The sequence below is a fragment of the Hymenobacter daeguensis genome (genome assembly GCF_054780555.1).
This window is the reverse complement of sequence record NZ_BAAGWC010000008.1, coordinates 156416-174481: the sequence shown is the minus strand read 5'-3', so window position 1 is coordinate 174481 and position 18066 is coordinate 156416. Positions and strand designations below refer to the sequence as shown.

Below are 18066 nucleotides of genomic sequence, written 5' to 3'. Positions count from 1 at the left end.
TTTCCCTTAACTGGTTCGATTCGGGCGGAACAAATACTACTTGGCGTGCTCTTCGAGGTAGCTGATGGCCTGGCCCACGGTCTGGATGTTCTCGGCCTGGTCGTCGGGAATGCTCACGTTGAACTCCTTTTCGAACTCCATGATGAGCTCAACGGTATCCAGCGAGTCAGCGCCCAGGTCGTTGGTGAAGCTTGCCTCGGGGGTAACCTCGGAGGCTTCAACGCCCAGTTTATCAATAATAATGGCCTTTACTTTTTCTGCGATTTCAGACATTTCCGTGGGGGTTTAGGGAAAATTACGGCACAAAGTAACGAGAGATTTTTCAACTAACCCACCGCCGCGCTTTTCAATTGCGTGTACAAGATTATGGCGACGGCCCCTTGCAGGCCGTAGCTTTGCCCGTGCTGGCGGGCAGAATGCCCCGTTTTGCGGCCCTATGAAGACTTTCACCCTGGATGTAGACTACGAGTGCGACTTCGCCCTGTTCGGGCTGGTGAGCAGCACCCGCGACTATACCCTGGCCTGGACCCTGAACCGCGCCCTGCGCCTGCGCCTGGTGAAGCAGCCCGAGCTGCTGCTGAACCTGCTCAACCAGGGCCGGCTGGTGTTCACGCACTACCTCCACGCCACCGAAACCCTCACGTTTCGGCTGCTGCGCAACCGCTCCATAGCGCCCTCTAACTTAAAAAAGCCGTTCTTAGCCCCCGATATCAAGGAGTACGACTACCTGCTGGCCGTGAGCAACGGCAGCGGCGACCTCGCCGACGATGAATTGCTGCACCGCCTCACGGCCCTCGATGCCGTGCAATACGTGTGTCAGTTCGACCCGAATACCTTGAAATACAAAGAGAACCTTATTCTGTAGCTTTGGCTACCTGCCCTGCTTTCGTTTCACTGCTTTCACTCATCTGAACTGCGCGAAGAGCTGCTTCGCGCCCGCTCTAACCTCATGGAAATCGATAACCGCCCCGCGTTTAACAAAACCAAGATAGTGGCCACCGTAGGCCCTGCTTCCAATACATACGAGCGCCTCGGCGTGCTCATCCGCGAAGGCGTGGACGTGTTTCGCCTCAACTTCTCGCACGGCTCCTACGAAGACCACCTCTCGGTCATCAACACCGTGCGCCGGCTGAACAAGGACATGCGCACCTCAGTAGGCTTGCTGCAGGACTTGCAGGGCCCCAAAATCCGCCTCGGCGAAGTAGAGGGCGGCGGCGTTGAAATCAAGCCCGGCGACAAGATTAAGCTGGTTTGTGGTGAGAAGGAAATCAGCACGGCTACGCGCCTGAGCACCATTTATCTGGGCCTGGCCCGCGATGTGAAGGCCGGCGACATGATTCTCATCGACGATGGCAAGATTGAGCTGAAAGTGCTGGCCACCGACCGCGACAAGGAGGTGGACGTGGAAGTGGTGTACGGCGGCCTGGTGAAACCCCGCAAAGGCATCAACCTGCCCGATTCGGAAGTTTCGGCCCCGTCGATGACCGAAAAGGACATCGAAGACCTGAAATTCGGCATGGAGCACGACGTGGACTGGGTGGCGCTGAGTTTCGCCCGCAAAGCCGACGACATTCGCTTCATCAAAAACCTGATTGCCGAAGCGGGCAAAACCACCCGCGTGGTGGCCAAGATTGAAACGCCCGACGGCCTGCGCAACATCGACGAAATCATTGCCATCACCGATGCCGTGATGGTGGCCCGCGGCGACCTCGGCGTGGAAGTGAAGATGGAAGAGGTGCCCATGGCCCAGAAGATGATTATTGCCAAGTGCAACGCGGCCGGCAAGCCCGTCATCGTGGCCACGCAAATGATGGAGTCGATGATTACGGCCCCCCGCCCCACCCGCGCCGAAACCAGCGACGTGGCCAACGCCGTTCTCGACGGGGCCGACGCCGTGATGCTCTCGGCCGAAACCGCCGTGGGTGCTTATCCGGCCGAGGTTATTCGCTCGATGGTGGGCACCATTCTGAGCGTGGAAAGCCGCAGCCCGCAGCTGTTCCACCGCTGGTGGCCCATCGACCCCAACGGCCCCAACTTCATGGCCGACAGCGTGCTGTCTGCTTCCTGCCACCTGGCTAAAAACACTGGCTCCAAGGCCATCACGGGCATGACCCACAAGGGCTACACGGCTTTCCAGCTGGCCAAGTACCGCCCCAAAGCCAACATTTTCATCTTCACCAACAACCGCCCGCTGCTCACCGTGCTGAGCCTGGTGTGGGGTGTGCGCGCCTTCTACTACGACCGCCTCATCAGCACCGACAGCACCATCACGGACATCCGCTACGTGCTCAGCACGACCGGCCACCTGGCTCCCGGCGACGTATTCATCACCACCGGCTCGATGCCCATTCAGGAGCAGGGCAAAGCCAACATGGTAAAGGTGAGCATTGCTTAGAGCAAGCTCTTTTTAGCTTTCACAAAACGAGCCCGCTGTGTGCACAGCGGGCTCGTTTTGGTTTTGGACAGCTGAATTTAGTCGTGGGTAATTTTCCAGCTGCCGTTCGTGCCGGACCCGGTCAGGTGTAGCAGGTAGAGGCCGGCTGGCTGCCCGGCCAAGGGCACGGTGGCCGTGGTTTGGCCTGCGGTCAGGGAGGTGCTCCACACGGTGCGGCCCAGCGCATCGGTCAGGTGCAGGCGGTGGGCGGCACGGGCAGGCTGGGCCAGCGTGAGCGTGGCGGCCTCGGCGGCAGGGTTGGGGTGAAGGGTAGCCAGCGCGGCCGCTTCGGCGGCGCGGGTGGGCAGCAGGTTGGCAAAATTGGTGGGCGTGCCACAGATAACAGGTCCGGCGAACGTGTTACGCACAAAATATACCAACGCCGTTTCGCCGGTTAGCAAGGGACCCAGGCCCAACTGTGGGCTAAAGGACTGAAACCAATTACCATCGGGAAAAGTGGTGTACACAGTAGCGCCCCCCGAAGCAGTAGGACTCATTTGCTGGTATTGCAGCAGTGGTACGCTCAGGCAACCGGTTCCGCTGGCAGCGGTCTGTAGTCCCAGTCCTACCAGCATCATACCATTGGGGAAAGCAGTATTTAGCGCTCGGTATTCGCCCGAAAGCAGGGGGAGCGTCGGGTGCTGCGGCGACTGCCCGGTGCGGAGCGAAAAAGCCAGTCTTCCCATTCGCACCGGCCCTACGGTATTGCCCGGCGCGCCAAAACAGCCAAATATGCTGTAAGTAACGGTGCGAGTTTGCTGCTGATAGGTGTAAATCAGAGAGTCGCCTACCATTTGGCGGCTTTGAATAGCGCGCAACATATAGTAGCTAACGCAAGGCGGGCTCCCTACCGAACGCGGCGTTTCATCGTACCCTAGCAGGTCGCCAGGCTGCATGTTGAATAAAGTGGTGGGACCTAGCGGCGAATTGACCAGCGCAGTAGGCAGCAGGCTGGCTACCCATTGCGGAGCGGTACCGGTGTTCGCCGTGAGCCAGCGTGGTCCGGCCAGCAACCCATAATTCCGGCTGAGGCGCACCACCGCCCCCGAACTCAGTGTAATGGTCGCTACCGAATCCATTGGGCTACCCGCAGCACCCGTCACCGGCTGCCAAACACGGCTGGTGAGCGTAGCCGTAAGGGCCGGTGCAGTACTAGCGACCCAGGTGCTCCCTATGACAGCCCGCGGCCGCAAGCGCAGCGACTGCGCCGCTTGGTAGGCACCCTCCGCTACATTTTCCAGCGTGAACTCGCTCGTGCCGGGCACCCAGGTAAGCCGGGCCCCAAACAGGTTGTTGCGGCTTTTACGGGCGCTGGTGTAAAATGCTGAAGCGCCGCCGTCAAGCGGCCGCATCAGCCGATTGAATGCCCAGGCTGAATCACCCGCTGCGGTTACATACGCCGAGTCGAGGCGCAACAGAAAAGCATTCGGAGCATTATTCCCAACGGGTGCCGTGGTGTAAGAATAAATCAGCCCCAGCCGAAACGGCCGCCAAGCCTGCTGCGCACTGGCCCCGAAACCCAGCAGAAAAAATGACACAACCAGCACCCTCTGCGCACAATAATGAATTGGTTTCATGGCTGCAGCAGTTACTATTCATGGGTCAGCTTCCAGCTGCCGTTCGTGCCGGCCCCGCTCAGGTGCAGCAGGTAGAGGCCAGCCGGCTGCCCGGTCAGCGGCACGGTGGCCGTAGTCTGGCCCGTAGCCAATGGGGCGCTCCACACGGTGCGGCCCAGCGCATCGGTCAGGGCCAAGCGGTGGCCGGCACGGGCGGGCTGGGCCAGCGTGAGCGTGGCGGCCACAGTGGCGGGGTTGGGGTGCAGCGTGGCTAACGCCGCCGCTTCGGCGGCGCGGGTGGGCAGCAGGTTGGCAAACGCCAGCGGGCTGCCGCAGGTGGTTGTCGTACCGCTGCGGGTGCGGCGGTAGTAGGCCATGTACGTGAATCTGTTCGATACTGGCCCCATGCCAAGCGGCACCGCGTACACCACAGATGCAAATAGGTCAGGAATGGGCCCGAATACCCCATTGCCATTCAGCGGACCCACGCTAAATACCTGTTCGTACGCCAGCAGTTGGTTTCCGCCGCACCCACTGCCCCCCGGCTGTGTTTGCACAAAGCCCCGGCCCATCATCACCGCGCTGCTACCGCTTACGCGGTATTCGCCGGTCAGCATGGCCAACTCGGGAAACTGCCTCGACTGCCCGGTTCTCAGGGAGAAAGCCCAGCGCCCGGTTTCAATGGGCGTGTAGGTGACGCCGGCCGGACTGCAGCCGGGGGCACCAAAAGATTCGAGCCGGGTTTGAACCCGGTAGGTATAGATGAGCGAATCGGCAACCTGGCTCCGCGTCAGGATTCGGCACAGGGTTTTGCTCTGCGAACACGGAATGACTAATACGGGGCTGCCGTCGTCGATATAACCAATTTCGTCGCCCGGCTGCAGGTCAAACAGGCGCAAGGGGTTGTAGTTGGATTGCGCCAGCGTAGTCGGCAGTTGGGTGGCCGTCCATTGCACCGGCGCTCCGCTGAGGGCCAGCCATTGCGGTGCTTCCAGCAGGCCGAAGCGCCGGCTCAGCCGCACCACAGGCCCCGTGCTGAGCGTAATGGTTGCCACGGTATCGGGCTGGCCGCTCACCAGTTGCGGGCCCCGGCTGGTGAGCGTGGCGCTGATGCCCAGCGCCGGGCTGGCCACCCAGGTGCTGGCCACGGCCGCCTGCGGCCGCAGGCGCAGGGTCGCGCCGGTTTGCAAGGTGCCTTCCGTCACGGTTTCCAACGTGTATTCGGCCGAGCCCGGCTGCCACAGCAGGCGCTGGCCGAATAAGTTGTTGCGGCTCTTACGGAACCGATAGGCACTGGAGTTGCCGGGGGTGTACCCCGAAACCTCCCGCATCACCCGGTTGAAGGCCCAGGCCGAGTCGCCGGCGGCCGTTACGTAAGCCGAATCAAGCCGCAGCGTGTAGGCGCCCAGCGTGACAAAGCGGCCATTCCCGACCACGCCCGGCACTTCGTAGGTATAAATCAGCCCCGGCCGGAACGGCCGCCAGGCCTGTTGCGCACGGGCCCCAAAGGCCGCAAACAATAACAGCGCCGCCAGCAGTGGCCGCGCCCAAGGGTAAGCGTGTTTCATGGTGTGGGTAGCTTGTTGTGGAATATTGCCACAAGGTAAGCGCCCAACTCACATTATACTTGAATTACCCTATAATTCAAGCAAACCCAACCATTTACACGCAAGAAGCCCCACTCGTTTCCGAGAGGGGCTTCTGTGATGAGCGCGAGACCAGACCTTGGGGCGGCGCAGTCTGGCCTCGCTAAACTCGTCTCGCACTAGAGCGCGTTGACGAGCTTTGTCAGCTTGCTTTTGTTGTTAGCAGCTTTGTTCTTGTGGATGATGTTCTTCTTGGCCAGACGGTCCAGCATCGAAGACACTTTCTTCAGCAGCTCCTGAGCAGCCGTTTTGTCGGTCGTCGTGCGCAGCTTCTTGATGGCCGTGCGGGTGGATTTGTGCTGGTAACGGTTCAACACGCGCTTGGCTTCGTTGCTGCGGATGCGTTTGAGGGCCGACTTATGGTTTGCCATGAGCAGGAAATATATGAGAGCGTTATGCTATGAGTTCTGAGTTTGGGAGGGCAAAGGTACGAGTTTGTCGGACATTTTCAAACCAATGCAGCAAAAATATTGAGCAGAAGTCCGTTCGCCTGCCTAAAAATTCGTTTTCGCTGCCGCGGCTGCTTTGCCGATTCATGGCCCTTTCACAATCGGCCGCCTAACTTTAGTATGCATGCCGATTAGGTGCGAACTTTACCAGGCGCGCCGTGCCGTCCCGTGCGCTCATCCTCGTTATTGCCCTGGGCCATGCCACTCGTCGCCAAATCCCGCTATCAGCCACCGTTTTACCTGTTCAATGGCCACTTGCAGACCATTGTGCCCAGCCTGTGGCGCACGGTGCCCGACGTGGCCTACCAGCGCGAGCGGCTGGAGCTGCCCGACGGCGACTTTCTGAACCTGGACTGGAGCCGCCTGCCCGAAATGCGCCCCACCGACGGCCTGGCCATCGTATCGCACGGCCTCGAAGGCGATGCCTCGCGGCCCTACGTGCGCGGCATGGTGCGCGCCCTCAACCGCGCCGGCCTCGACGCGCTGGCCTGGAACTACCGCAGCTGCGGCGGCGAGATGAACCGCCTGCTCCGCTCCTACCACCTTGGCGACACGCAGGATTTGGACCTTGTGCTGCGCCACGCGCTGGCCACCGGCCGCTACCGGCAGGCCTACCTGCTGGGCTTTTCGGCCGGCGGCAACGTGACGCTGAAATACTTGGGCGAAGACGCCGCCCGCGTACCGGCCGAAGTAAAACGAGCGGCCGTCTTCTCCGTGCCGACCGATTTGCAGGCCAGTTCGGAGCACATCGGCCGGCCGCAGAACCAGGTGTATATGCGGCGCTTCCTGAAATCGCTGCGCCAGAAAATCCGCGAAAAAGCCGCGCTGCTGCCCGGCCAGGTTGACCTGGAAGGCCTGGAATCGCTGCGCAACTTTCCGCAGTTCGATGACAAATACACCGCGCCCATGCACGGGTTCGACTCGGCCGAAGCATATTACCAATACGCCAGCTCGGGGCGCTACCTGAGCGGTATTCGGGTGCCCACGCTGCTGGTGAATGCGCAGAACGACCCGTTTTTGCCGGCCTCGTGCTACCCGCGCGAAGTGGCGGCCAGCTCACCCTTCGTGTTCCTCGAAACGCCTTCGGATGGCGGGCACGTGGGCTTCGCCGAAGGCTCGCCGGATGGCGAATATTACTCGGAACGACGGGCAGTCGAGTTTCTGACGGCAGAAGTGCCCGCGTAGCAACGCGCCGTGGCGCGTTGCTGCATCAGAACAACCGGCGAAGAGCAACCAATGGCAGAAACGCCGGGAACGCGCCGTGGCGCGTTGCTACTTGGCCGGCACGAAAACGACTTTCTTGGTTTCGAAGAACTCCTCCTGGTAGAAGTCGCTCAAATCCGTCACGCTCGTTTTCAGGCCGGATTCGGCAATTTCTTCGGCCAAATCCCCGCCTTTCAAATAGTAAAGCCCGGAGCCGACCGCCCCCTGGGGCTTGAAGCGGTGGGCAATCCAGGGGTGGAAGGTGGCGAGGCGGGCCACGGCGCGGCTCACCACGTAGTCGTACTTGGCGCGCACCTGCTCGGCGCGGGTTTGCTCGGCGGTCACGTTGCTGAGGCCCAGCGCGGCGGCCATAAACTGCACGGCGCGGATTTTTTTGCCGATGCTATCGACCAGGTGAAAATGCACCTCCGGAAACATAATGGCCAGCGGCAGCCCGGGCAGGCCGCCACCCGTGCCCACATCGAGCACGGCGCTGCCTTTGGGGAACCGAACGACCTTGGCAATGCCCAGCGAGTGCAGCAGGTGGCGCTCCACGAAATTATCCATGTCGGTGCGCGACACGAGGTTGATGGCTTCATTGGTGGCCCGGAACTCGGTTTCGAGCTGCTCAAAAAGCTGGAGCTGCTGAGGCGTGAGCGCGGGGAAGTAGTGCTGCAAAAGGTTCATGGGTGCAAAGGTGCACAGTTTGGACCTTTGCTGCGACGTAGAACGTCATGCCGGGCGCGGTCGAAGCACGACGTTCTATTTTTTCTCTTCCAATCCAACTCCAACAAAAAAGCCCTGACTCACGCCAGGGCTTTTTCGTGCTTAAATAATCTGCTTGGTGTGTTTCACCATGTCATAGAGCAGCTCGCGGGCGCGGTGCAGCTGGGCTTTCACGGTGCCGAGCGGGGCTTTGAGTTCGGTGGCAATTTCCTCGTAGCTGAGCTCGTCGAAATAGCGCAGGCTTACCAGACGCTGGTACTTGTCGGGCAGGCGCGACACGACGTGGCGCATGATTTCGATTTTCTGGTTGCGCACGGCGTGCTCGGCCGGGTTCAGGTCGTTGTCGCGGAAATCGATGGTGATTTCGTCGCCGTTGTCGACCTTGATGGCCGAGTCAATCGACATGGTTTTGATTTTATTCTTGCGGATAAAATCGATGCAGTTGTTGGTGGCAATGCGAAACAGCCAGGTGCTGAACGCATACTCCGGGTTGAACTTGTGCAGGTTGCGGAAGGCCTTGGCAAAGGCTTCGATGGTGAGGTCTTCGGCATCGTCCTGGTTGCGCACCATCTTGAGCACGACGTGGTAGACCGGCTTTTTGTAGATGTGCATCAGCTCGGCGTAGGCCTTCTCGTCGCCGTGGTCGACGGCGGCGCGAATCAGCTTGAAGTCGTGCTTGGCTTTGGCTGAAAACTGCTTTTGAATGTCTTGGTTGTTTACTTCCATCGAAGGGTGCGGTTGAGGAACAGCGAGATTCCCAGAGCCAGGTATTGGAAAAAATAAACCGCGTCGAGCACGGGCAGAAGCCCGACGATTACGGGCTGGGCGAGGCGGCGGCCGACATGAGCATACACGGCGCTCACGAACAAAGTTCGGAGAACCCATACAACCGCCAAAGGTACCCAATTGTTTGGCGAAAAAACTAGCACCGCGCTGCCGAGATAAAACAACATATTGGCCATCATGAAGGTGCCAATGCGCAGCTGGTCGCCCAGCCGGTAGGCCCGGCCGGCCGACAGGTGCCGGCGCTTCTGCCGCCACCACGCGCCCCAGGTAGCCGCCGGCGCGCTGACGGTGTGGGCCGGGGCATCGGCCACCACGGCCACGCGCTGGCCCTGGCGCACCGCGTCCTGCACCAGCAGGTCGTCGTCGCCGGATAGCTGGCGGATGTGCGAGGCAAAGCCTTTGGTGGCGGTGAAGCAGGCGCGGGTGTAGGCCAGGTTGCGGCCCACGCCCATGTAGGGCCAGCCGCGCCAGGCAAAGCTGAGGTACTGCGCCCCGGTGAGCAGCGTTTCGTAGCGAATGAGCTGATTGAGAAAGCCGGGCGCTTCGGAGTAGGCCGAGAAGCCGAGCACGACATCGGCCCCGTTGTTCTGGGCGTAGCCGCGCTGCATGAGGCGCAGCCACTGGTTGGTGGCCGGAATGCAGTCGGCATCGGTGAAGAGCAGGCGCGGGTAGCGGGCCGCCTTGATGCCGAGGGTGAGGGCGTATTTCTTGGGGGCGAAGCCGTCGGGGGTGCGGTCCACGGTCACGAGGCGCACTTTTTCGGGGTAGTACTGGGTGAGCTGCTGGGCGTAGAGGTAGGTATCGTCGTGGCTGCGGTCGTCGATGAGGACGATTTCGAAGGGCGCGGGGTAGTCCTGCTTCAGCAGCAGCGGCAGGAGCTGGCGCAGGTTTTCCAGCTCGTTGCGGGCGCAGACGACGATGGAAACGGGCTCGGAATCGGGGCCCGGCTCACTGGACGCGGCTTCGGCGGGACGGCGGGCAAAGGGCCAGAAAAAATACGCCGCGTATACGAGCTGCATCAGCACGCAGGCAAGCAATAACCAGAAAAACGGGGACGTGGGGAGGTAAGGAGGCAGCAACGGGAAGCGCACGAATGAGCGCACAAAAGTACGGGGCGCGAAACGGGCAGGTTACCTTTGCAAAATGTAGCGCGGACTTTGAAGTCCGCGTCCACGCGCCGTTAACGCCCTGTAGTTATCGTTCGTGACGCGGACTACAAAGTCCGCGCTACAGTTCTTCCCGCTTCCTCGCATGACCTTCGACCTTCTCGCCCAAGACCCCGCCACCAAAGCCCGTGCCGGCCGCCTCGAAACGGCCCACGGCCCCATCGAAACACCCATTTTCATGCCGGTAGGCACGGCCGGCACTGTGAAGGCGGTGTCGCAGAAAACGCTGAAGGAGGACGTGCAGGCCCAGATTATTCTCGGCAACACCTACCACCTCTACCTGCGGCCGGGCCTCGATGTGCTGCGCGCGGCCGGCGGCCTGCACCAGTTCAACGGCTGGGACCGGCCCATTCTGACCGACTCGGGCGGCTACCAGGTGTACTCGCTCAGCAACACCCGGAAGATTAAGGAAGAGGGCGTGAAATTCCGCTCGCACATCGACGGCAGCCAGCATTTGTTTTCGCCGGAGGGCGTGATGGACATTCAGCGCGTCATCGGGGCCGATATCATCATGGCCTTCGACGAGTGCACGCCCTGGCCCTGCGAGTACGACTACGCCGCCCGCTCGCTCGACATGACGCACCGCTGGCTGAAGCGCTGCATTCAGCGCTTCGACAGCACCGAAGGGCTGTATGGCTACGAGCAGGCGCTTTTCCCGATTGTGCAGGGCAGCACCTTCAAGGATTTGCGGGTGAAGTCGGCCGAGTTTATTGCCGCGCAGGGCCGCGCCGGCAACGCCATCGGCGGGCTGAGCGTGGGCGAGCCGGCCGAGCTGATGTACGAGATGACCGAGCTGGTGTGCGACATCCTGCCCCGCGACAAGCCGCGCTACCTGATGGGCGTGGGCACGCCGGCCAACATTCTGGAAAACATTGCGCTGGGCGTGGACATGTTCGACTGCGTGATGCCGACCCGCAACGCCCGCAACGGCATGCTCTTCACCACGCAGGGCATCATCAACATCACCAACAAGAAGTGGGAAACCGACTTCTCCCCCATCGACCCGGCGCTGGGCGGCGACGCCAGCACGTTCTACTCCCGCTCCTACGTGCGCCACCTGTTTCAGAGCCAGGAAATGCTGGGGCCGCAAATTGCCTCGGCCCACAACCTCACGTTTTACCTGTGGCTGGTGAAAGAGGCGCGCAAGGAAATCATCGCCGGCACGTTTGGGCCCTGGAAAGAGCGCATGGTGAAACAGGTGATGACAAGGCTGTAGGCAGCCTACTTATGAATTATAAATTATGAATTATGAGTTGACGTTTTGACAGCAGCGCCATCTTCCAATTCATCATTCATAATTCAAAACTCATAATTTCCTCAAAGTGAATATCCTCGACAAATACATTATCAAGAAATTTCTCTCCGCGTTTTTCTTCTCGGTGGTCATTCTCGTGACGGTTATTTGCGTCATCGATTTCACGGAGAAAAACGACGATTTCATTCAGCATAATCTGTCGATGTCGAAAATTATTTTCGGCTATTACATCTACCTGTTTCCGTATTTCGCCAACCTGCTTTCGCCAATTACCATCTTCATTGCCGTTGTATTTGTGACGGCGCAGCTGGCCGCGCGCACGGAAATTGTGGCAATTCTGGCCAGCGGGGTGAGCTTTAAGCGGCTGATGCTGCCGTACGCCATGGGCGGCAGCGTGGTGGGCCTGCTGATATTTGGCCTCATTGGCTGGGTGCTGCCGATTGGCAGCAAGTCGCGGGTCGCTTTTGAGCGGGCGTACATCAAATTGCCCTACCGGTTTCAGGGGCGCAACGTGCACATCAAGATTGGTCCGAAAAGCTACGTGTACATGGAAAGCTACACGAACACCAACGACGTGGGCTACAAATTTGCGCTCGAAACCATTGAGGGCACGGTGCTGAAACGCCGCATGACGGCCGACGTAATCAACTGGGACTCGACCAAGCACATGTGGCATTTGTCGCCGCAGCTGGTGCACACGTTCCGGGGGCCGCAGGACGAATTTCTGCAGACCTTCCCGGCCCGCGATACCACGCTGAATTTATTTCCGAAGGATTTCGCCAGCAATTACAAAATTGACGAAACCCTCACCATACCCGAATTGAATGCCTTCATCCGGACCAAGATTGAGCGCGGGGCCGACGACACACAGATTTACCTGAGCGCCAAATACGAGCGGTATTCCTATCCGTTTGCCATCGTCATTCTCACCCTGATTGGCGTGACGCTGAGCGCCCGTAAGTCGCGGGCCGGAGTGGGCGGGCAAATTGCGCTGGGGTTTGTGCTGGCCTTCGTGTTCATCATTTTCGTGATGCTGAGCCGCAACCTGGCGCAGGTGGGCAGCCTCTCGCCGCTCATCGCGGCCTGGGTGCCCACTACGGTTTTCTCCGTCATCGGGCTGGCGCTGTACCGCTTCGTACCGAAATAGCCGTAGCGCGGACTTTGTAGTCCGCGTATCGCCGCACCGCGGCGAAGTGATGGTGCTGCACGACGGCCGTGCTTTTTTTCACGCGAATAATTCGCCGCGCTGCGGCGATACGCGGACTACAAAGTTCGCGCTACTGACCATGCTCCGCGACTACCTCAAGCTCCATTTCATTGTGCTCCTCTGGGGCTTCACGGCCATTCTGGGCAAGCTGCTGACGGTGCCGCCGGTGGAGTTGGTGTTCTGGCGCACGCTGCTGGCGGCCGTGGGGCTGGCGCTGCTCATTGTGGCGAGGCGGCAGGAATGGCGCGTTTCGGCGGGGCAGGCGGCGCGGCTGCTGGCGGTGGGCGCGCTGGTGGCGGCGCACTGGATTACCTTTTTTCTGGCGGCGCGGCTCTCGTCGGTGAGCGTGTGCCTGGCCGGGCTGGCCACGCTGGCTTTGTGGACCTCGCTGCTGGAGCCGCTGCTGCTCTGGCGCCGGGTGCGCGGCTACGAAGTGGGCCTGGGCCTGATAACGATGGTGGGCCTGTACCTGGTGAGCCAGGCCGAGCTGGACCAGCTCCTCGGCCTGGGCGTGGCGGTGCTGTCGGCCGGGTTGTCGGCGCTGTTCAGCGTCTTGAACTCGAAGCTGATTAAGACGCACCCGCCGCTGCGGCTCACCTTTTATGAGATGTTGGGGGCGTGCCTGAGCATTGTGGTGTTCTTCCCGGTTTACAGCCGCTATTTTACGCAGGGCCAAGGCCTGCAGCTGGCCTGGCACGGCTCCGACTGGCTGTGGCTGCTGCTGCTGGCGGGCGTGTGCACGGTGTATGCCTTCTCCACGTCGGTGGAGCTGATGAAGCGCATCTCCCCTTTCGCCGTGAACCTGACCATCAACCTGGAGCCGGTGTATGGCATCAGCATGGCGGCGGCCATCTACTGGCTGCACACGCAGGGCTGGCTGCACGCGCCCCAGTTCAACGGCGAGCGCATGAGCACGGGCTTCTACATCGGCACCCTGCTGATTGTGCTCAGCGTGCTGATTCACCCGCTGGTGGCGCGGCTGCTGAAGGACAAAGAGCCGGATTTGGAACCGTCGATACCGGTTTAAAGCACGCCCTGCCACACCGTGTACCCGGCCGGCCACTGCATGGCGGCAGGCTCGCTGCTTTCCCAGAAGCCGTACACGGCCGAGCCGGAGCCCGACAGGCTGGCATACGTAGCGCCCGCCGCGTAGAGCTGCTGCTTGATTTCGGCCAGCACCGGGTGCGCGGGCGTGAGCGCCGCTTCAAAATCGTTGCTGACGGTGTCGCGCCAGGTTTTCATGGGCTGGCTTAGGGCTTCGCGCAAAGCGAATTTTGGCGGCTGGGGCGTGATGCGGGCGTAGGCTTCGCCGGTGCTGATGTGCAGGTTGGGGTACACCACCACGCAGGCGGTGCCGGCCAGCGTCAGGCTGATTTCCTCGAAAACATCACCCTTTTCCACGGCCAGCACAGGCTTATTTTGAACGAAAAAAGCGCAATCGGAGCCTAGGCGGCGGGCGTAGCTTTCCAGGGATTCAACTGAAAGATTCAGGCCAAACAGCTCATTGGTCGCCTTCAGGGCAAACGCGGCATCGGCGGAGCCGCCGCCCAGGCCCGCGCCGATGGGCACGATTTTGTGCAGGTACATCTGCACGGGCGGCAGCTGCGGGAAGTCGGCCTGCAGCAGCTCGTAGGCCCGCAGGCAGAGGTTGGTGGCCGGGTCGCCGGGAATGGGGCGGCCGGTGAGGGTGAGGCTGGTGGGCCGGCCGGGGGCAGCAGGCAGCATTTCCAGCGCATCGGCCCAGGGCAGGGGCACGAACACCGATTCGAGGGTGTGGAAGCCGTCGGGGCGGCGCTGGGTGATGTAGAGGCCGAGGTTAAGCTTGGCGTTGGGGAAAACGAGCATCTTGAGAGGGGCGAGGAACGGGAAGTGGGACGCGTAGAAGCAACAAAAGAACGGCATGCCGTTCTTTTGCAACCGGTATTCTGCTTCATTTATCGCTCACCATCTCGTGTCCGCCCCGGCCTCCTTCTACGTCCGCCACGGCAAGCGCCTGCTCGATGTGGCGCTGGCCCTGCCGCTGCTGCTGCTCACGCTGCCGCTGCTGGCGGGGGCGGCCGGGCTGGCGGCGGCCCAGAACCGGGGTCGCTGGCTGTTTCGGCAGGTGCGGCCGGGCTGGCACGGGCGGCTGTTCACGCTCTATAAAATCCAGACCATGACCGAGGCCCGCGATGCCGCCGGCCAGCTCCGGCCCGATGCCGAGCGCCTGCCCCGGCTGGGCCGCTGGCTGCGCGCCACCTCGCTCGACGAGCTGCCCCAGCTCTGGAACATCGTGCGCGGCGACCTGAGCCTAGTGGGGCCGCGCCCGCTGCTGCCCGAGTACCTGCCGCTGTACTCGCCCGCGCAGGCCCGGCGCCACGCGGTGCGCCCCGGCCTCACCGGCTGGGCGCAGGTGAACGGGCGCAACGCCATCAGCTGGGAAGAAAAATTTGCGTTCGACGTATGGTACGTCGAGCATCTGTCGTGGCGGCTCGACCTGGCCATTTTATGGCGCACGGCCGGGCGGGTATTGCGCGGCAGCGGCGTGAACGCGCCGGGCCAGGCCACCACCACCGCCTTCCGGGGCAGTCCGCCGCCCCCGGTTTCCTCGTAGCTTTCGCAACTTATGACCCAACTTTTCTTTTCTGATTACGAAATCGAAGCCGCCGAAACCCTGGCTCCGCTGGTGATTTTCGGGGCGGGCGGCCTGGGCCGGGAGGTGCTGCTGCTGGTGCAGCAAATCAACCAGAGCCGCCCCACCTGGGACGTGCGCGGCTTCTACGACGACCAGGCCCCCGCCACGCCCACCGTGGCCGGCCTTCCCTACCTCGGCACCAGCGCCGACCTCAACGCCAGCCCCGTGCCGCTGGCCGTGGCCCTGGCCGTGGGCAGCCCCGCCGGCCGGGCGGCCGTGGCGGGCCGGCTCACGTCGGCGCAGCTCCGCTTTCCCGTTCTGGTGCACCCGCGGGTGGCGCTGGCCGCATCGCAGCGCGTTGCGCTGGGCGCGGGCTGCATCGTTCAGCAGGGCTGCATGCTAACCTGCGACATTGAGCTGGGCCGCTTTGTGCTGCTCAACCTGGGCTGCACGGTGGGGCACGATGCCGTGCTCGAAGACTTCTGCTCCCTCATGCCGCACGCCAACGTGAGCGGCGCGGCGCGGCTGGCCACGGGCGTGTACCTGGGCACCAGCGCCACCATCATTCAGGGCGTCAGCATTGGGGCGCATACGGTGGTGGGCGCGGGCGCCGTGGTGGTGCGCGACCTGCCGGCAGATGTGACGGCGGTAGGCGTGCCAGCGAAGAGTATCAATAGCTCGTCTTGAAAACGGCTGTCATCCTGAGCGCAGCGAAGGACCTGTTCACGCCCGAAGAGTTGGCAGTAACCAACCCAACGGGAGAAGGTCCTTCGCTGCGCTCAGGATGACAGACCGCTCCTTAATTCTCCCCTATACCCTACCCCATGCGCAGTCAGGATTACGACCGTCTCTACCTTTCCCCGCCCCACCTCGGGCGGCACGAGCTGAACTATGTGCACAAGGCCATTGAGGACAACTGGGTGGCCCCGGCCGGGCCCAACATCACGGGTTTCGAGGCCGACATCTGCGCGGCGACGGGCGTGGGGCACTGCGTGGCGCTGAGCTCGGGCACGGCAGCCATTCACCTGGGGTTGATTTTGCTGGGCGTGGGGCCCGGCGACGAAGTGCTGTGCCCGTCGTTTACCTTCGTGGCCACGGCCAACCCGATTGTGTACCTGGGGGCCACGCCGGTGTTCATCGACAGCGAGGCCGATACCTGGAACCTGTGCCCGCTGCGCCTGCGCGAGGCCATTGCGGACCGCATCAGCAAGGGCAAAAAGCCGAAGGCCCTCATCCTGGTGCACCTGTACGGGATGCCGGCCCGGCTGCCGGAAATCCTGGCGCTGGCGCAGGAATTCGACATTCCTATTCTCGAAGATGCGGCCGAGGCGCTGGGGGCGCGGTTCAACGGCCAGCCGCTGGGCAGCTTCGGGCGGGTGGGCGTGTTTTCCTTTAATGGCAACAAGATTCTGACCACCAGCGGCGGGGGCGCTTTGGTGACCAATGACGCCGCGCTGGCCCGGCAGGCCCGGTTTCTGGCCACGCAGGCCAAGGACGAGGCGCCCTACTACCAGCACTCGCAGCTGGGCTACAACTACCGGCTGAGCAACATCCTGGCCGGCATTGGGCGGGGCCAGATGGAGCTGCTGGACGAGCGGGTGAAGCGCCGCCGCGAAATCTTCGCCTGGTACCGCGAGCACCTCGCCGGCCTGCCGGGCCTGGCGGTGGCCCTGCACCCCGAGCCCGCCGGCAGCCGCCCCAACCGCTGGCTCACCACCATTCTGCTGAACCCGGCCGAAACCGCCGCCACGCCCGAAACCCTGCGCCGGCACCTCGAAACCCGCAACATTGAGAGCCGGCCGCTGTGGAAGCCGCTGCACCTGCAGCCGCTGTTTGCCGCCGCGCCCGTGTACGGCGGGGCCGTGTGCGCCGACTTGTTTGCGCGGGGCCTGTGCCTGCCCAGCGGCACGGCCATGGGCGAGGGCGAATTGCGCCGCGTGAAAGAGGCATTGGCGGAGGCATTGGGGTAGCGCCCGGCCACCGTATGGGCCGGTGACGTCCGGGGCCCGGGTGCTTCTCACGTATTGCGGCCCCTTCCAGCACAAGCAAAACCGCCCCAATCTGCAGATTGGGGCGGTTTTGCGTTTGGGCAGCAGGCGCTGCTACCGGCTGCGGCATGGGCTTACTCGGCCGGGGTGGCCTCAGCTTCCGGAGCGGCGGGGGCGGCGGGCTTGGCCGGGGCGGGCTTGGCCGGGGCCGGGCGGCGGGCAACGGCGGCTTTGGCGCGGGGCGTGGCCGGGCGGGCGGTTTTGGCTACCGGGGCGGGCGCAGGAGCGGCTTCGGCGGCGGGGGCAGGGGCGGGCGGCGTGGGCTTGGCGGCCTTGGTGGCCTGCCTGGCTTCTTTGGCTTGTTGCCTGGCTTGCTCTTTGGCGTCTTTGGCGGCCTGCCGGGTGGCTTTGGCGCTTTGCTTGGCTTGCTTGCGGCGCTGCTTCACCAGTTCGGCGGCGAGGCGCTTCATGGCTTTGGCCACGCCTTTGGGGGCTTTGGCATCGGGGGCGTCGGCGGCGGCGGCGGTGGGCTCCAGGTAGGGCTGCAGGGCCGTCGATAGCTCGCCGGTCAGGGCTTTGCGGGCGCGCTTGGCGGTGAGGGGCGTGGGGGCCGACGCGGCTTTGGCGGCTTTGGCCTGCTTGCTCTGCTGCTTGGTGAGCTGCTTGGCCAGCTGGCGCAGGGTTTTGGCCACGGCTTTGGAGGGTTGGCCGGTGGCATCGCCGCCGAGGTGGGGCGCCACGGCTTCGGCCAGCTGGCCGGCCAGAATCTTTTTGGGAGTGCTCATTGTGAAAGAGGGTAAAGGCCCGCCGTGCGGCCGGCCCGGTGAAAGAATTAGCGCAGTACCATCAGGGCCAGGGCCACCACGACTGTGAGGGCCATAAATACGCTCACAATTAGCGTATCGCGGCGGGACGATTCGAATGATTCCATGAGCCAAAATTACGGAATCATTACCTGCCAGGCTGGCAAAAATCACTTTTCCAATGTTAAGTTTTACGGAGCCTGCCCAAGCCGGCCAACTGCCTTTCAGCGTTC

18 protein-coding genes are annotated in these 18066 nt (G+C 62.4%); 9 read left to right on the top strand and 9 right to left on the bottom strand.

The window, feature by feature from the left end; genetic code table 11:
- Window positions 1–36: 36 nt before the first annotated feature.
- Entirely contained in the window at window positions 37–273 is a 237-nt protein-coding gene (locus ACYVHT_RS11575) for an acyl carrier protein (RefSeq protein WP_169532328.1), read from the bottom strand.
- Window positions 274–436: 163 nt separating this feature from the next.
- Between ACYVHT_RS11575 and ACYVHT_RS11570 the strand changes: the two genes are divergently transcribed.
- Both ACYVHT_RS11570 and pyk read left to right on the top strand, forming a co-directional pair.
- Complete coding sequence (locus ACYVHT_RS11570; RefSeq protein WP_460551490.1) at window positions 437–865, top strand: IPExxxVDY family protein; 429 nt, start codon at window positions 437–439, stop codon at window positions 863–865.
- 84 nt (window positions 866–949) lie between these two features.
- Window positions 950–2395 carry a pyruvate kinase gene (gene pyk / locus ACYVHT_RS11565; RefSeq protein ID WP_460551487.1) on the top strand — a complete coding sequence of 482 codons (1446 nt, stop codon included), beginning with the start codon at window positions 950–952 and terminating at the stop codon, window positions 2393–2395.
- Window positions 2396–2472: 77 nt separating this feature from the next.
- Here pyk and ACYVHT_RS11560 read toward each other — a convergent pair whose 3' ends face one another.
- The 3 genes from ACYVHT_RS11560 to rpsT form a co-directional block, all read right to left on the bottom strand.
- On the bottom strand, window positions 2473–2931 hold the full coding sequence (locus tag ACYVHT_RS11560) for a T9SS type A sorting domain-containing protein (protein ID WP_460551484.1): 459 nt from the start codon (window positions 2929–2931) through the stop codon (window positions 2473–2475).
- A 1094-nt stretch (window positions 2932–4025) separates the two neighbouring features.
- Window positions 4026–5558, bottom strand: a complete 1533-nt coding sequence (locus ACYVHT_RS11555; protein ID WP_460551481.1) for a T9SS type A sorting domain-containing protein — start codon at window positions 5556–5558, stop codon at window positions 4026–4028.
- 197 nt (window positions 5559–5755) lie between these two features.
- Window positions 5756–6007, bottom strand: coding sequence for a 30S ribosomal protein S20 (gene rpsT / locus ACYVHT_RS11550; RefSeq protein WP_198066977.1), 252 nt, complete (start codon window positions 6005–6007; stop codon window positions 5756–5758).
- A 276-nt stretch (window positions 6008–6283) separates the two neighbouring features.
- On the opposite strand from rpsT, the gene ACYVHT_RS11545 reads away from it, so the two are divergent.
- The gene (locus tag ACYVHT_RS11545; protein ID WP_460551478.1) at window positions 6284–7270 is read left to right on the top strand and encodes a YheT family hydrolase; all 987 of its coding nucleotides are present in this window, start codon (window positions 6284–6286) and stop codon (window positions 7268–7270) included.
- Window positions 7271–7357: 87 nt separating this feature from the next.
- On the opposite strand, the gene rsmG is transcribed toward ACYVHT_RS11545, so the two are convergent.
- The 3 genes from rsmG to ACYVHT_RS11530 all read right to left on the bottom strand — a co-directional run bounded on the left by rsmG (window position 7358) and on the right by ACYVHT_RS11530 (window position 9819).
- Entirely contained in the window at window positions 7358–7975 is a 618-nt protein-coding gene (rsmG, locus tag ACYVHT_RS11540; RefSeq protein WP_460551475.1) for a 16S rRNA (guanine(527)-N(7))-methyltransferase RsmG, read from the bottom strand.
- Window positions 7976–8116: 141 nt separating this feature from the next.
- Entirely contained in the window at window positions 8117–8740 is a 624-nt protein-coding gene (locus tag ACYVHT_RS11535) for an RNA polymerase sigma factor (RefSeq protein WP_070728736.1), read from the bottom strand.
- Window positions 8731–9819, bottom strand: a complete 1089-nt coding sequence (locus ACYVHT_RS11530; protein ID WP_460551470.1) for a glycosyltransferase — start codon at window positions 9817–9819, stop codon at window positions 8731–8733. The genes ACYVHT_RS11535 and ACYVHT_RS11530 overlap by 10 nt, the downstream gene beginning before the upstream one ends.
- Before the next feature lie 232 nt (window positions 9820–10051).
- Between ACYVHT_RS11530 and tgt the strand changes: the two genes are divergently transcribed.
- From tgt to ACYVHT_RS11515, 3 genes are all read left to right on the top strand, one after another.
- On the top strand, window positions 10052–11182 hold the full coding sequence (tgt, locus tag ACYVHT_RS11525; protein ID WP_460551468.1) for a tRNA guanosine(34) transglycosylase Tgt: 1131 nt from the start codon (window positions 10052–10054) through the stop codon (window positions 11180–11182).
- Window positions 11183–11288: 106 nt separating this feature from the next.
- A complete protein-coding gene (locus ACYVHT_RS11520) occupies window positions 11289–12368 on the top strand; it encodes an LptF/LptG family permease (protein ID WP_460551465.1) in 1080 nt (359 codons plus the stop codon).
- A 139-nt stretch (window positions 12369–12507) separates the two neighbouring features.
- A complete protein-coding gene (locus ACYVHT_RS11515; RefSeq protein ID WP_460551462.1) occupies window positions 12508–13455 on the top strand; it encodes a DMT family transporter in 948 nt (315 codons plus the stop codon).
- On the opposite strand, the gene ispE is transcribed toward ACYVHT_RS11515, so the two are convergent.
- The gene (gene ispE, locus ACYVHT_RS11510; RefSeq protein ID WP_460551460.1) at window positions 13452–14273 is read right to left on the bottom strand and encodes a 4-(cytidine 5'-diphospho)-2-C-methyl-D-erythritol kinase; all 822 of its coding nucleotides are present in this window, start codon (window positions 14271–14273) and stop codon (window positions 13452–13454) included. The genes ACYVHT_RS11515 and ispE overlap by 4 nt on opposite strands.
- Before the next feature lie 106 nt (window positions 14274–14379).
- On the opposite strand from ispE, the gene ACYVHT_RS11505 reads away from it, so the two are divergent.
- The 3 genes from ACYVHT_RS11505 to ACYVHT_RS11495 all read left to right on the top strand — a co-directional run bounded on the left by ACYVHT_RS11505 (window position 14380) and on the right by ACYVHT_RS11495 (window position 17012).
- Window positions 14380–15021, top strand: coding sequence for a sugar transferase (locus ACYVHT_RS11505; RefSeq protein WP_460551457.1), 642 nt, complete (start codon window positions 14380–14382; stop codon window positions 15019–15021).
- Between the two features lie 12 nt (window positions 15022–15033).
- On the top strand, window positions 15034–15729 hold the full coding sequence (locus ACYVHT_RS11500; protein ID WP_460551454.1) for an LbetaH domain-containing protein: 696 nt from the start codon (window positions 15034–15036) through the stop codon (window positions 15727–15729).
- Window positions 15730–15866: 137 nt separating this feature from the next.
- Complete coding sequence (locus tag ACYVHT_RS11495) at window positions 15867–17012, top strand: DegT/DnrJ/EryC1/StrS family aminotransferase (protein WP_460551451.1); 1146 nt, start codon at window positions 15867–15869, stop codon at window positions 17010–17012.
- A 152-nt stretch (window positions 17013–17164) separates the two neighbouring features.
- On the opposite strand, the gene ACYVHT_RS11490 is transcribed toward ACYVHT_RS11495, so the two are convergent.
- Window positions 17165–17815: a hypothetical protein gene (locus tag ACYVHT_RS11490; protein WP_460551448.1), complete on the bottom strand. Its 651-nt coding sequence runs from the start codon at window positions 17813–17815 to the stop codon at window positions 17165–17167.
- Window positions 17816–18066: the final 251 nt, after the last annotated feature.